General features: G+C 60.8%; 15 protein-coding genes and 1 tRNA gene. 5 read left to right on the top strand and 11 right to left on the bottom strand.

Annotation, left to right across the window (positions count from 1 at the left end; genetic code table 11):
• Window positions 1–94: 94 nt before the first annotated feature.
• Window positions 95–1,846: a DUF3987 domain-containing protein gene (locus tag CIC12_RS10620; RefSeq protein WP_168664073.1), complete on the bottom strand. Its 1,752-nt coding sequence runs from the start codon at window positions 1,844–1,846 to the stop codon at window positions 95–97.
• A 12-nt stretch (window positions 1,847–1,858) separates the two neighbouring features.
• On the bottom strand, window positions 1,859–2,083 hold the full coding sequence (locus CIC12_RS10615) for a helix-turn-helix transcriptional regulator (protein ID WP_168664072.1): 225 nt from the start codon (window positions 2,081–2,083) through the stop codon (window positions 1,859–1,861).
• Window positions 2,084–2,178: 95 nt separating this feature from the next.
• Here CIC12_RS10615 and CIC12_RS10610 point away from each other — a divergent pair, with 95 nt between their 5' ends.
• The gene (locus tag CIC12_RS10610; RefSeq protein ID WP_168664071.1) at window positions 2,179–3,036 is read left to right on the top strand and encodes a hypothetical protein; all 858 of its coding nucleotides are present in this window, start codon (window positions 2,179–2,181) and stop codon (window positions 3,034–3,036) included.
• 331 nt (window positions 3,037–3,367) lie between these two features.
• On the opposite strand, the gene CIC12_RS10605 is transcribed toward CIC12_RS10610, so the two are convergent.
• The 6 genes from CIC12_RS10605 to CIC12_RS10580 form a co-directional block, all read right to left on the bottom strand.
• Window positions 3,368–4,552, bottom strand: coding sequence for a tyrosine-type recombinase/integrase (locus CIC12_RS10605; RefSeq protein ID WP_168664070.1), 1,185 nt, complete (start codon window positions 4,550–4,552; stop codon window positions 3,368–3,370).
• A 163-nt stretch (window positions 4,553–4,715) separates the two neighbouring features.
• Window positions 4,716–4,791 (bottom strand) — tRNA-Ala (locus CIC12_RS10600).
• Window positions 4,792–4,865: 74 nt separating this feature from the next.
• Complete coding sequence (locus tag CIC12_RS10595) at window positions 4,866–5,219, bottom strand: c-type cytochrome (RefSeq protein WP_168664069.1); 354 nt, start codon at window positions 5,217–5,219, stop codon at window positions 4,866–4,868.
• On the bottom strand, window positions 5,216–6,007 hold the full coding sequence (locus tag CIC12_RS10590; RefSeq protein WP_121316328.1) for a BON domain-containing protein: 792 nt from the start codon (window positions 6,005–6,007) through the stop codon (window positions 5,216–5,218). The genes CIC12_RS10595 and CIC12_RS10590 overlap by 4 nt, the downstream gene beginning before the upstream one ends.
• Before the next feature lie 26 nt (window positions 6,008–6,033).
• A complete protein-coding gene (locus CIC12_RS10585; protein WP_121316327.1) occupies window positions 6,034–6,621 on the bottom strand; it encodes a phosphoheptose isomerase in 588 nt (195 codons plus the stop codon).
• 218 nt (window positions 6,622–6,839) lie between these two features.
• Window positions 6,840–7,397, bottom strand: a complete 558-nt coding sequence (locus tag CIC12_RS10580; protein WP_446727997.1) for a YraN family protein — start codon at window positions 7,395–7,397, stop codon at window positions 6,840–6,842.
• Window positions 7,398–7,434: 37 nt separating this feature from the next.
• On the opposite strand from CIC12_RS10580, the gene rsmI reads away from it, so the two are divergent.
• A complete protein-coding gene (gene rsmI, locus CIC12_RS10575) occupies window positions 7,435–8,313 on the top strand; it encodes a 16S rRNA (cytidine(1402)-2'-O)-methyltransferase (protein ID WP_168664067.1) in 879 nt (292 codons plus the stop codon).
• A gap of 129 nt (window positions 8,314–8,442) precedes the next feature.
• On the opposite strand, the gene CIC12_RS10570 is transcribed toward rsmI, so the two are convergent.
• Entirely contained in the window at window positions 8,443–9,045 is a 603-nt protein-coding gene (locus CIC12_RS10570) for a septal ring lytic transglycosylase RlpA family protein (protein WP_446727996.1), read from the bottom strand.
• A gap of 633 nt (window positions 9,046–9,678) precedes the next feature.
• Between CIC12_RS10570 and CIC12_RS10565 the strand changes: the two genes are divergently transcribed.
• From CIC12_RS10565 to CIC12_RS10555, 3 genes are all read left to right on the top strand, one after another.
• Entirely contained in the window at window positions 9,679–10,323 is a 645-nt protein-coding gene (locus CIC12_RS10565; RefSeq protein WP_168664065.1) for an MBL fold metallo-hydrolase, read from the top strand.
• Entirely contained in the window at window positions 10,320–10,949 is a 630-nt protein-coding gene (locus CIC12_RS10560) for an exonuclease (RefSeq protein WP_168664064.1), read from the top strand. Before CIC12_RS10565 ends, CIC12_RS10560 begins: the two co-directional genes overlap by 4 nt.
• Window positions 10,950–11,039: 90 nt before the next feature.
• Window positions 11,040–11,498: an Lrp/AsnC family transcriptional regulator gene (locus CIC12_RS10555; RefSeq protein ID WP_012431468.1), complete on the top strand. Its 459-nt coding sequence runs from the start codon at window positions 11,040–11,042 to the stop codon at window positions 11,496–11,498.
• Between the two features lie 97 nt (window positions 11,499–11,595).
• On the opposite strand, the gene CIC12_RS10550 is transcribed toward CIC12_RS10555, so the two are convergent.
• The gene (locus tag CIC12_RS10550) at window positions 11,596–12,798 is read right to left on the bottom strand and encodes a cation diffusion facilitator family transporter (protein ID WP_168664063.1); all 1,203 of its coding nucleotides are present in this window, start codon (window positions 12,796–12,798) and stop codon (window positions 11,596–11,598) included.
• Between the two features lie 295 nt (window positions 12,799–13,093).
• On the bottom strand, window positions 13,094–13,396 hold the full coding sequence (locus tag CIC12_RS10545; RefSeq protein ID WP_007179626.1) for an H-NS histone family protein: 303 nt from the start codon (window positions 13,394–13,396) through the stop codon (window positions 13,094–13,096).
• Between the last annotated feature and the right edge of the window lie 238 nt (window positions 13,397–13,634).

The following is a 13,634-nucleotide window of genomic DNA, read 5'->3' as shown; positions in this document are numbered from 1 at the left end:
GCGCGCGCCGATACCGGCTGCGCACGCGACGCGAATGCGAGATAGATAAGGGAAAAGAAGGCTCGCCGACGAAGCGCGGGCGGACATCAGACTGTTAGCGGTGCATCGGGTCGAAGATGAACGGATTGAGCTCAATCACCTGGTCGAGGCCATCGGTGATGATGCGAACCCACCCAAGATCACGCATCGCATGGATCGCTCGGCGAATCTGTGCCTTCGGCAGCCCGATGCTGCCCGACTTTTTGCACAACGTTCCGATTGCGATACGGAACGGTTGCATTGCTTCAACCGTTATCTGCTTGTCGACGTAGCCGCGCAAGGCATCGCGCACCGACAAGACGGTCTTCTCAGCCACGGACATTTCGGCGATCGGTACGACTGCGCGCTCGAACTCGCTGATCAGCGTGTTACACACGTCGATCGCTTCGTCCATAACAGTCGACGAAATGGGCCCCGTTTCCCCCATCGCCAGATGCAGCAGTGCAGCCACCACGCAGACAGTGGTCGGCACGCGAGCCAGATACGCGTCAAGGATAGGATGTGGCGGGTTGCGCAGGCGCGCAGCGCGCAGGTCTTCGCAGAAAATCACCTTTCTTTGCGCAGCGTCGGGACCAAGGGCGAGCTGTTTCACCGTCGCGCCGTATGCGAGCTTCTCGCGCATCACATCTTTCAGCGAATGCTCGAATTGGCGCTCTGCGTCTGCATCGGACGACGTGTGGTCGGGCACATCTGTGAAATTCGGCGCATCGGCAACGAAGTGGAAAAACGACAGCCACTCAGCGTCAGCCTCGTCGAACACGACCATTTTGCCGCTGCCAGACATCGGCGTCGCGCCCAGAACGGAGATCGGGAAACGCCCCGCGCGGGGGCCGCGATCATTCGGCTGGAGCACCCGGACGATGCTGTCGCGTTCCTTACGCAAATGACGCAGGAGATCGGTACCTAGTGTAAGCACGGTCGCAGACAAGTCAGCTTGGGCGTGCGATTTCTCGACCTTAGCGAAGGGCTCGCCATACCGCAGCCGCGGCGGGACCGGCGCCTTCGGTTCTGCAGCAAGATGCGCTGCCAACTGTTTGCGCACCGCGACCTCGCGTTCCGGAGCGCCCGCGAAGCGAGCCCGTTCGCCATCGATGACGCCGAGCTGCGAGTTCCACCGAGCATGTGCCGTTGCGTATTCAACGATCTGTTCGCGACGAGCATCACGCAGCTGCTTGCCGTACAGATCTGCGAGCGTGGTATTGCCCGCAGCCTTTGCCTCCGTATGAGCCGCCTTGAGCGATACGATACGAGCCTCCCTGTCCGCTTGCTTCTGCGGCACGTCAACGAACTGTTGCTGCATCGGCTTGGCTAGCTCGTGATTAGTGCGGGCGATCGTCAAGGTCGACCAGCGAGCCGCACACCTGGCGGCAGTTTTGATGTCCTTTTTGAGCGTCTTAGTCTGCTCGGCCCACGACCAGGTCTCCATCTGGTGCACAAGCTCTGCCGTGGCGAATGCTCCTTCGAGCTCCACCTGAATTTCGTCCAACATATGGAACCAGCGACGCGAAAGCATGGTGGCAGTCGCAACCGGCACCTGCGCGATGAGATTGAACACCAGGTCGTGCGCTTGGCCCTGTTCGTCAATCACGACCACGTAGCCGAGATACGCCGCCGCGATCTCCGCAAGCGCCGTAAGCCGCGTAAGGCACAACCCCATGCGCGCGCCACGCGTGGCGATCGTGCCTTTCAAGAAACGCACGTGACCAGCCGGAGTCGACGGCTGCTCGATGGGTTCGTCTCGGTAGATAAACGGTCGAAGCTTACGGCACTCGGCCACGAGCGGATTCTGGGCGAGAACATTCATCATCGATGCCCCCACTTATGCGTTGCGCGCCAGAGCGCGCGAAGCGATCCACGCTTCAACCTCCGACTCGCGCCAGCCGACAGTGCGCGCGCCCAAACGGATGGGCTTCGGGAAAGTGGGATCGAAATACTTGCTTGCCGGATCGAGCTTGTTATATGCCGCGCTTCGCGAGACACCCGTCGTCTCATTCAACGCCTTCATACGCAGCACTTTGTCGAGCATCTGGCTAGTTTGCTTCATCGGAAACCTCGTTCAGTTGGAGTTGGATTGCATTGGGCCCAATGAGCGTTATTTGGCCACGCCGACACCGTCGGAAATAGACCGTTTGCGCGTAAATGGCAGATACAATTTCAGCTCCCGAACAAACCGAGGCCCACGTACTTCCCTCGATAAAGATGCAACACAACAGCCAACGCCGCCCGCTTCGCCACAAACTTGACGTTCAAGCCCTGTTCAACATCACGATAGAGAACTTATATACGTGCTTCGCCAAAGTGGTTCCCGATGCGACGCAACAACGATTTGTCGCTGAAATCCTTGAAAGGGTGAACGCATGCGACCATCCTGGGATCGACGACCCGGTAGGGATATTGAAGCTAGTCGCGTCGGAATACGACCTACAGAAAGGTGATGAGTGGATAGCGACGTCGCCAATAGGAACCATCATCGTGTCATGCGCGTATGCCCTTAGAGCTTCTCGGGCGCAAAGGCATGGCGACGTCGAAATCGCCTGGTCCTATATGGCAGACGCCCGGTTCTGGAGCGGCGCTGCAATCGCGGATAAGGGAATTGGCGAGGTTATCGAGCAAACCCGCGCAAGCACACGCGTAGACAGCGCAAAACTTGGCAATGACGGGCGCAACCGTGCCTACAACATCTACAGACGTATGGCGTGGCGTCTCGTGAGGCAAAAGCGCCCTCAACAACGCGGTTGGCAAAGTGTGCGTCACGCGGCAGAAACTATCCGGAAACCGTTTCTGCAGTTCGTCGAAGCCGTTGCCTCTGCGAATGCGAGACGCGAGGAGAGAAACAAAACGCTTCCCAGAGGGCAGGCGAAAAAGCTTGTCGTGATCCCGAAAACCGCAACCATTGAAAGACGACTTAGGGATTGGTTCGCAGAGATGCCGGATAGAGGCCAATTATTTCCGCCCGCCAAAACCGGTCGGCCGAAGAGCAAAAAAACGGTGAGCTAGCTCAAGATTTCGCGCACCGTACCTTAAGCCGCGATTCAGCGCGAGGGCCGTTACCGACACTCACGACAATCGTGGCAGAACGCGAGGTTGGAGAGCCCGGCGGAAGGCGGGTCTTTTTTTACATGCGGTCGTCTGGACAAAATTAGGGAGGCAAAGTCTCGCCGAACGCAATCTTCTCGCCTCTCGCGGATGGCCCTACACGTGTCGCCCGCCAACGAGTCCACAACTCCGGGCAGAAATAATAAGCCGCTTCTGTCCACCTGCCCGAATCGTCGCCCAAGGATTATAAAGCGCCTGAATATGCGGGTTACGCATGCTCGAGTTGGATGACCTAGGCCCCCGCTTTTAGCTCATCAAGATAATCCGCCCACTTCTGCATCATCGCCACGCGGTCATCAATGAATTTCGTCCGGTTGTATGCCGTACCGAGCGAATCAGAAACCTTGTGCGCTAGCTGATGCTCGATAACCTCGCTAGGGAATCGCAGCTGTTCGTGCAAAATCGTGCGAGCCATTGCCCGGAAGCCATGCCCCGTAATTTCGGTCTTAGTATCAAAGCCGAGGCGCCGCAATGCAGCGTTGATCGCCGCGCCGCTCATTGGCTTCTTGACATCTCGCCCGGGAAACACGTACCGCCGGTGCCCCGTAAGTGCATGGAGCTCTTGAAGTATCGTTACCGCCTGGCTTGCGAGCGGCACCAGATGTTGCGTCCGAGTTTTGCTGACGGTGTAACGCCATTCTGCCTTATCAAGGTCAAAATGTGACCATTCTGCGGTACGCAGCTCCCCTGGCCGAACGAAAAATAGCGGAGCCAGCCGCAATGCACATTGCACGACGAACGTCCCCTGGAAGCCATCCAGAGCACGCAGCAAAGCGGCGACTTCATCCGGGTTCGTCACCGACGCGAAGTGCGTATGGCGTGCCGGCGGCAACGCACCTCTCAGATCCGCGCTGATGTCGCGTTCAGCCCGTCCAGTCGCAACTGCATATCGAAAAACCTGACCGCAGTTCTGCTGAACTCGGTGCGCCGTATCGACTGCGCCGCGTCCTTCGACCCGGCGCAACGCACCGAGAAGCTCAGGCGCCTTGATTTCCGCGATCGGACGTGAACCTAGCCACGGGAACACGTCCTTTTCAAGGCGAGCCATGATTTTGTCGGCATGCGACTTCGCCCAGCCCGGCGCGTACCGCGCAAACCACTCCCTGGCAACCGTCTCGAAGCTATTCGCCGCGCGCTCAACAGTGGCGGCTTTCTGTACTTTCCGCTCGACACCGGGATCGACACCGTTCGCGAGCAGCTTTCGAGCATGGTCCCGACGCTCACGCGCATCCCTCAGCCCGACATCGGGATACACGCCTAAAGAAAGGCGCTTTTCCTTGCCCCCGAACCGGTATTTGAACCTCCACCACTTGCCCCCCGCCGGGGCAACTTCCACGTAGAGGCCGTCTGCATCAAACAGCCTGATAGGCTTGTCTGCGGGCTTGGCGGAACGGACTGCAACGTCGGTAAGCGGCATCGGGGGCAACTCCATTTTGTCATCATGTGTTGCCCCGAAATTTGCCCCCTGTTGCCCCCGGATGTCAATGAATCCCCTTGGACATCAATGGAAATAAAAAACCCGCACAGCCTTGCAGCGGTGCGGGTTCCAAGATTCCTTTGAACTTTATTGCATACGTTGTTGGTGGAGAGGAGGAGGATCGAACTCCCGACCTTCGCATTGCGAACGCGACGCTCTCCCAGCTGAGCTACCCCCCCAACGTGCGAACAATTCTAGCACAGCCATTTTGTCTTTTACCAAGCCCCAACGACTGGCATGTAACCCTTCCAAATCACTTCTCCGGCGCCCCCGCCAGCACCCAATCCACCACCGCACGTATATCCACATCGCTCATTGATTGATGTGCCGGCATCGGAATCATGCCCCACACGCCGGCGCCCCCCTCTTTCACCTTGCGAGTCAATTTCACCGGCGCCTGCGCATCGCCCTTGTACTTCGCGGCGATCTGCTGAAACGACGGACCAACCAATTTGCGATCCACCGCGTGGCAACCCATGCAGGCATTCGCATTGGCGACCGTCCGGCCGCGCTGCGCATCGGCAGCAGCCCATGCCGACGTCGCAACGAGACCCGCCGCCGCGCCGACTATCAGCGCGGTGACGACAACAACAACACCACGCCTCATGGCGCAGCCTTCGGATTACCCGGACGGACCGAGTTCGAATTGCTGACCGGCGCAGGCGCCTGCTGTTCCAGCGGACGCGCGCTCACCGACGAATCAGGAATCGCGCCGACCGTCGGCTCGCCCGCATCCGGCTGCGAAGCAGCAACTGGTGCCGTGGCTGCCGCAGTGGCCGCCGCGGCAGCTTCCTGCGGCTGAATGTACTGGAACACCTTCACGACCTGAACGACGCCCGGCACGCGGCTCGCGACGTCGGCGCCGCGATTGCCTTCATCCATCGTGACGAGCCCCATCAGATACACCGAGCCGCGCTCGGCCACCACCTTGAAGTTGTTCGCCGAAATATTCTTCTCGGCGATCAGCGCGGTCTTCACGCGCGTTTCAAGATACGTGTCGTTGGTGCGCGAAGAGAACGAGCTGGCCGGCATGATCGCCAGTTCGTTGACGATCGTATTGACATTGTTCAAGCCGCGCACGATGCTCTCGGCGCGCTGCTTCGACGCGTCGCCCGCCACCTCGCCGGTCAGCAACACACGGCGGTTGAACACCGCCACGTTGACGTGCGCGCTATCAGGCAAATTCTGGCTGATCTGCGACAGCGCCTTCACCTGCAACTCGCGATCTTCGGTCTGCGCGCCGAGCGTGCGCCGGTCGGTCGCCACCAGAGCGCCGCCGCCCGCCGCGCCGGCGACAGCGAGAAAGCAGCCCTGCAAGGTTGCCGACAGCCCCGCCGCGAACCCAACCACCAGCACGGTTCTCACCAGTGTCTTCTTGATGCGGAATACGCTCATCAACTAGCTCTCCTTCGGAATCAGTCTCAGTCTTCGCCCAGCAACATGGCATCGATGCCGTCGCATAGACAATGGATGGTCAGCAAGTGCACTTCCTGAACGCGCGCGGTCCGGTCGGACGGCACGCACACATGAATGTCCGTATCGCTCAAAACTTCCTGCATGCGCCCGCCGCCCTTGCCGGTCAGCGCGACCACGATCATTTCGCGCTCGTGCGCGGCTTCGATCGCGGCAAGCACGTTCGCCGAGTTGCCGGACGTGGTGATCGCGAGCAGCACGTCGCCCGGTTGGCCAAGCGCCCAGACCTGCTTCGAGTAAATCTGTTCGAACGAATAGTCGTTGGCGATGGCGGTCAGCACCGACGTATCGGTGCTCAGCGCGATCGCCGGCAAGCCAGGCCGCTCGCGCTCGAACCGGCCGATCAGTTCCGCTGCGAAATGTTGCGCGTCGGCCGCCGAGCCGCCGTTGCCGCACGCGAGAATGCGATTGCCATTGGCTAGCGCGCCGAACATCGTGTCGATCGCAGCGGCGATCGGCATCGACAGGGTTTCGAGGGCTTCGAGCTTGACTGCCGCGCTGTCGCGGAAGTGTTGTTGAATGCGTTCGACTGACATCGAGTCTCTATCTTCTACCGCGAATGGACCGCACTGCGCGGCCGTATTGTGAAGTCGTCTTGCGAAGTCGCGCCACGCCGGTGAACCTCACCGGCAACACCGTACGTGAGCGCAAAAAGCATCGCGCAATGTGCTGTTTGCCGTGTTGCCGGCGTAGCCTCACCGCCCGCACGCGAGCGCAAGTTTATCGCACTCACACGCGTTCTCCGCGCAAGGCGTCAGACTTCGTCGGCGCGAAACGCATCGCGCAGCCAGACGAGCCGGCCGCTGTCGAAAGCAATCACGTCGAAACGGCAGGCGGGCTGATCCTGCAAACCGTGACTGCGCATCGCCAGGTAGTGCTGCGCCGCGCGCACGATGCGCTGCTTCTTGTGCCAACCGATACTGGCCACCGCGCCGCCGTAGCGACGCTGCGCGCGCGCGCGGACTTCGACGAACACCAGCACGCCGTCGCGATCGCGCATCACGAGATCGATCTCGCCGCTCCTGCATGACACGTTGCGTGCGACGAACCGTAAGCGCTGCCGTTGCAGGAATTCTCGCGCACGCGCCTCGAAAGCCGCGCCGACGAGCTTGGACCCACTGAGTTTAGAAAAGTTGTAGGGCGTAGGTGCTGCGCGGGATGTCGCTGTCGGCGTGACAGTGGTCATCACGGACGCCGACGCTTCGGTCCTTTGCGCCTTGGCCCCTGTCGCCGCACTCGCCGGCCCACTCGCCGTCCGACCGCCGCGCCGATCGCCTTCCCCACCTAAGCCGCGCAACCCCGCGTGGCACAATGGCGGCCTCATTCCGTCTGTTTGCGTCTTCTGCCTCATGACTCCTCTCTCCGAACTTGCACAAGCGCAGCAGTACCCCGCCGCTGCGCTGTATGTGGTGGCCACGCCGATCGGCAACATCGCCGACGTCACCCTGCGCGCGTTGCATGTGCTCGGACTGGTGGACCGCATCGCCGCCGAAGACACCCGCAACACGGGCCAACTGCTCGCGCGCTACGGCATCTCGAAGCCGCTCGTCGCCGTGCATCAACACAACGAACGGGCCGCGTCACTGCGTCTCATCGAGCATCTGCAAGCGGGCGAGCGAGTGGCCTACGTGTCCGACGCAGGCACGCCCGGCATTTCCGACCCCGGCGCAAAACTCGTCGATGCGGTCCGTGACGCCGGCTTTCCGGTCATTCCCCTGCCGGGCGCAAACGCGCTCGCGACGGCGCTAAGCGCAGCCGGCGACTGGGTCGCGACGTTCTCGTTCCTCGGCTTCCTGCCGCCGAAAGCGAAGGCCCGCGCCGCGACGTTGCAGACGCTCGCGCAGCATCCGCACGCGATGGTGTTTTACGAAGCGCCGCACCGGATTGTCGAAACGGTGCAGGCACTGGCGGACGCGTTCGGCGGCGAGCGCAAACTGCTGATCGCGCGCGAACTGACGAAGTTACATGAAGCGCTGCATCGCGGCACCCTGGCTGAAGGGCCAACGTGGCTCGCCGCCGACCCGAATCGGCAACGCGGCGAGTTCGTGCTGGTGGTGGAAGGCGCATCGCCGGAAGCCGCCGGCGAACACGATCACGAGGCGCTCCTGCGCATCCTGCTGGAAGAGTTGACGGTAAGCAGCGCGGCGAAGGTGGCGGCTGCGATCACCGGCGCGTCGCGCAACGCGCTGTACACGCGTGCGTTGGCGCTGAAGGCCGACGACGAGTAAAACGAACGGGCAAAAGAAAAGGGCCGCGCAGTTCTGAGCTGGCGGCCCTTTGTTTTTTCTGCGGAGAAGGCGACTGCGTGGAGGGCCGCCGTGCTGCGCGACGCTACGGGCGTGTCGGACGCGCCTCCATCATTTGTCAGCGTTCGAACCCGACGTTGACGCCAGCGTTTCGTTGAGTTCGGCGCGAGCTTCCTGCTGCGTCAAACCTTCGATTCGCACGCTCGCCGTCCCTGCGTGACGCATGTCGAGTGCAGCGGCAGCGGCCGCCGACAGGTCGATCACGCGACCGCGTGCGTACGGACCACGATCGTTGATACGCACGATGACCGAGCGCGAGGTGGCCGGATTGGTCACGCGCACATACGAGCCGAGCGGCAGCGTACGATGGGCGGCCGTCAGCGCGTGCATGTCGTAACGTTCGCCGTTAGCGGTACGGCGGCCGTGAAACAAACGACCGTACCACGACGCGCGACCCGTCTGATGGAAATCAGACACGTTCGTGCCGTCGTCCGTCAGCGGCTTTGCGTCGGCCAACGGCGTGCCTTGGACAGCCGTACCGGACGCGGGCGCGCTACCGTAGGATTGCGGTCCAAAGGTGCTTGATTGCGCATGTTTCGTGCTGCGCGGCACGTCGTTTGCGGACGTGTCACTGGCGCCTGGCGGCGTGGCACAGCCGGCCAGCACGAAAAAGGCAAAAAGAGTCCCCAGACTGCGGGTTAACCGAGTTTTCATAAGACGTATCAAATTGTCGAGCCGCATCACGCGAAATGTTGTGCGTGTTGCCTGCGACTCCGGCGGCAAAGGACGACAACGCGCCGCGCAGACGAGCGCAGTACGTCAAAGCCCGGATGCGGCTCGTTCAGCCGCTACCGCACGGTTAATTTTCACGTCTGGCGCAACCTGTCCCCGGCAGCCTGACCAGACCCCACATGCCGCCATCGAACGTGGCAAACACGTTCTTGCGCGCGCAACTCAGCGCGCAGGAACGGCGGCGTAGGCCCCACCCAGCGTCACGGCAGTTAAGTCCGTTGCAGGCGCGTGGCGCCTGGCTGGGCAAGACGTGTGCATCGAACGCATCGATACTTGATGGCCGTCGACAAACGCGACGGCCCATACTTGAATGGCGATCCGCGTGCCCATTTTTGATGGGGACGCATCGCCGTGTGACAACACAGTGACCTGTGCATGAAGTCCATTATACCTAAAACAAAATTTTGAGATGGCAAGCACCTGAAAACCTTGATGAATTTTCACAGTTGCCGCAAAAATGAGCAGACAAAAGTCCGTCCCAGTGGGCTTCGACGGCTCGGCGAGCCCAAGCGAGACGCCGGTACAATCAACGTTTTTCCAGTGGCGCCGTCCTTTATGAAAGTCACCCTGATCCCCGTCACGCCGTTCCAGCAGAACAGCTCGCTGCTCGTTTGCGAGGCGACCGGACGCGCGGCCGTCGTCGATCCAGGTGGCGACCTCGACGTCATCCAGGGCGAAATCGCGCGTCAGAACGTGACGGTCGAGAAAATTTTCCTGACCCACGGCCATATCGATCATTGCGCCGGCGCGAAAACACTCGCCGCGCACTACGGCGTACCGATCGAAGGCCCGCATTCCGACGAGCGCTTCTGGCTCGACAAGCTACCGGATCAAAGCGCGCGGTTCGGCTTCCCCGCCGCCGACGCATTCGAACCGGACCGCTGGCTGGACAACGGCGACACCGTGCAGTTCGGCAAGGAGACACTCGAGGTGTATCACTGCCAAGGGCACACGCCCGGCCACGTAGTGTTCTTCAGCCGCGCGCACCGGCTTGCCCTGGTAGGCGACGTGCTGTTCGCCGGCTCGATCGGCCGCACGGATTTTCCGCGCGGCAATCATGCGGACCTGGTGCGCTCGATCCGCGAAAAACTCTGGCCGCTCGGCGACGACGTCACCTTCGTGCCGGGCCACGGTCCCACTTCCACATTTGGCGCGGAACGGCGCACCAATCCGTATGTTGCCGACGGGGTGCAGGCATGAGCAGCGAAATCTACGTCAGCACCGATGTTGAAGCAGACGGCCCGATCCCCGGTCCGCATTCGATGCTCAGCTTCGCGTCTGCCGCGTACACGGAAGACAAGCAACTGATCACCACATTCTCGGCGAATCTCGAATTGCTCGAAGGCGCCGCGCCGCATCCTGTGCAGGAAGCGTGGTGGAAGACCCAGCCCGACGCCTGGGCGGCCTGCCGCAAGAATCTGCAGACGCCCGAGGCAGCGCTGACGGCTTACGTGGACTGGGTCGAGGCGTTGCCGGGCAAGCCGGTGTTCGTGGCGATGCCGGCCGGCTTCGATTTCACCTACATGTTCTGGTACATGATGCGGTTCGTCGGCCGCTGCCCGTTTTCGTGGTCGGCGCTCGATATCAAGACCCTCGCGTTCGCGATGACCGGCCTGCCCTATCGCAAGAACATCAAGCCGCGCTTCCCGAAACACTGGTTCGACGACCATCCGCACACGCACGTCGCGCTGGACGACGCGATCGAACAGGGCGCGCTTTTCTGCAACATGCTGAAAGACCTGCGTGCAAATCAGGCCGCCTTGCTCGGTGCGGCTAAAGATGGGGACGGCTCAGGACAAAACGCCGCTGAGGAACCAGCAAATTAGACGATCTCCCTCGTCGCGGCCGTTTTACATTGCGTTTCGTTTTCGCGCCCTCTACCATGCGTTGATACGGCGACGCAAACGGAGGCGCAGTTGACACTCGATACGTTCTCACAAAAAATCCTGCGCTTGCTGCAGCTGGACGCCCGCCGTTCGGTGCAAGAGATTTCCGACCAGGTCGGCCTGTCGAGCACGCCTTGCTGGCGGCGCATCAAGGACATGGAACAATCGGGTGTCATCCAGCGCTACACGGCGTTGCTCGACCGGGAAAAGCTCGGACTGCATGTGTGCGCTCTTGCGCATATCCACCTGACGCGACATACCGAAGGCGGCGTCGAGCAGTTCGAGCGGGAAATCGCCACTTGTCCAGAAGTCACCGAGTGCTACAGCACGACCGGCGAATCCGATTACATCCTCAAGATCGTCGCGCCCGACATCAAAGCGTACGACAGCTTTCTGCACGAGCGCATCTTCAAGATTCCGGCCGTTGCGCAAGTGCGCACGAGCGTCGTGCTGCGCGAAATCAAGTTCGATACGCAATTGCCGCTGTGATCGCCCGAGCGGGGGACGCTGCCAGTCGCGTGGGCGGCGGCTGTTTTATCGACGCTCGTCGGTCCGGTAACCAGACGGTGCGGTGTGACTCCGCCGCTTAGACATGATTGGCTGCCGCGCCGCCGGTTTTTGCCGGGAGCACTTCCAACTCCTGGAACACCTCCAGCGTACGGGCGCCCAAACGACGCTTGAGTTCTCCCAGGTCGATCTGGCCGAGCGTCGACGCGCCGCTTCTACCGTCCGCAGTGCGCGACGGCGCCGCCGGCAGCACCACCTCCACGTCGAGCCCCGTGCTCAGGTAGTGAATATTGACTGCGGCGGCGTGCATACCGCCCACTGCCAACGCCGCGTTGACCTCCGCGATCACCCGCTCCCGCGCCGGCAGATCGACAGGCGGATGCGTCACCGCATCGTTCTCCGGGTCGACGTGGATCAGTGCGTCGAGTACCCGGTTGTCGCTGAGCACGCGCAGGCGCGCCGATTCGGCAATGTAATGTCCCTCGGAGACGGAGATCAGCGGATCGACCAGGATGTGTGCATCGACGAGCGCGAAGTCGCCCATCTTGCGTGTGCGCATTTCGTGCACTTCGCGCACGCCGGGCGTCGCGAGCAGAAGCGCGCGGACGTCGGCGGACGCGGCTTCGTCGAGCGCCCGGTCGGACAGATCCTGAAGCGCGTCCCAGCCGAACATCCAGCCCATGCGCGCCACCATGAAGCCGACGATCGCCGCCGCGATCGGATCGAGCAAACGCACACCGGCAAGGCTACCAACAATGCCGAGCGCGACCACCAGCGACGACGCCGCGTCCGAGCGCGCATGCCATGCGTTTGCGATCAACATGGCCGAGCGCACGCGCTGCGCTTCGCGCAGCATGTAGCGAAACAGGCTCTCTTTGGAAATCAGTACCAGCACCGCCACCGCAAGCGCGCTTGCGTGCACGGCGGGAATGCTTTGCAAATCGGCGAGACGCGTGCCGGCGCGCCATAACATGCCGACGCCCACCGCTATCAATGACGCGCCCAAAAATAATGAAGCCACCGTTTCATAACGGCTATGTCCGTAATTGTGATCGGCATCGGGCTTCGCGCCACTGTGCCGATTGGCAAACAGCACGACAAAATCGGAAATGAGATCGGCGAGGGAATGGACACCATCGGCAACGAGAGCCTGAGAATGCGCAAACATCCCGACGACGATTTGCAGTGTCATCAACACCGCATTGAGCGCGATACTCACAAACGTGCTTTTGCGCGCAACGCTATGTTTCTCGGTGGATTGGGCGGTGGCGGCGGAAGGCATCGTGGAATGGGTAAAAAACGTACGCTCCCCCTATTCTACCCGCGGTACTTCGAAGCGCACGGTGAAAATCGCAAAATTTCCTTTTAAATCATATGCTTATCTAAACGAAAAGCATTCGCGTTCAACGTCCGAAGTGCATGCGACAAAAACCACACAAATACGCCGCGCAAAACAAAAAACCGCGCCCTGAACGGTACGCGGCTTTCTTTGGCCAGATCAACGCGCACTAAGCGCAACTGTCTGAATCTGTTCGTATTACCGGCAGGACGCAGGCAGTACTTCGTCCGCCAAGGTATTACTTCTGGATCAGGAATTTCTCACGGTCCAGACCTGCGATCCAGCGCGGCGGCTTGCCACGACCGGACCACGTGCTGCCGCTGTCCGGGTCGCGATACTTCGGCGCGACGCCCGCGCGCGGACGAGCGGCTTTAGCGCCCTTCGCTGCGCGGCCACCGCCGAGTTCGGTCAGCGAGATGCCGTAGTCGGCCATTTTCTGCTTGATCTCATTCAATACTTCTGCGTATTCACGCGACTTCGCTTCTTCGATCTGCTTTTCAAGCTTCTCGCGCTGTGCGAGTAGTTCTTTGTAGGAAGACATAGGTTCCCTTGTAGTTTGGATAAATGACTGCCGGTCTTAAGCCGGCTAGCCCTTTGAAAGTGTTCATGCCTCGGAATTTGTTGGCGAGATTAACACAAAATAGAAAGCTCACAAAAGCGGGCATGCAAAATTAATCCAAATTCGTTTCAAAAAGTTTCCGCGCAACACTGTTTCCCTACACTTTCTTCTAACAGACGATTTCAGACGTCACTGAAACGGCAATCGTCCATCGTATTTA

The sequence above is a fragment of the Paraburkholderia sp. SG-MS1 genome (assembly GCF_012275575.1).
Classification (GTDB): domain Bacteria; phylum Pseudomonadota; class Gammaproteobacteria; order Burkholderiales; family Burkholderiaceae; genus Paraburkholderia.
The sequence above is the reverse complement of the archived record's forward strand: the minus strand, read 5'-3'. Positions and strand labels throughout refer to the sequence as shown.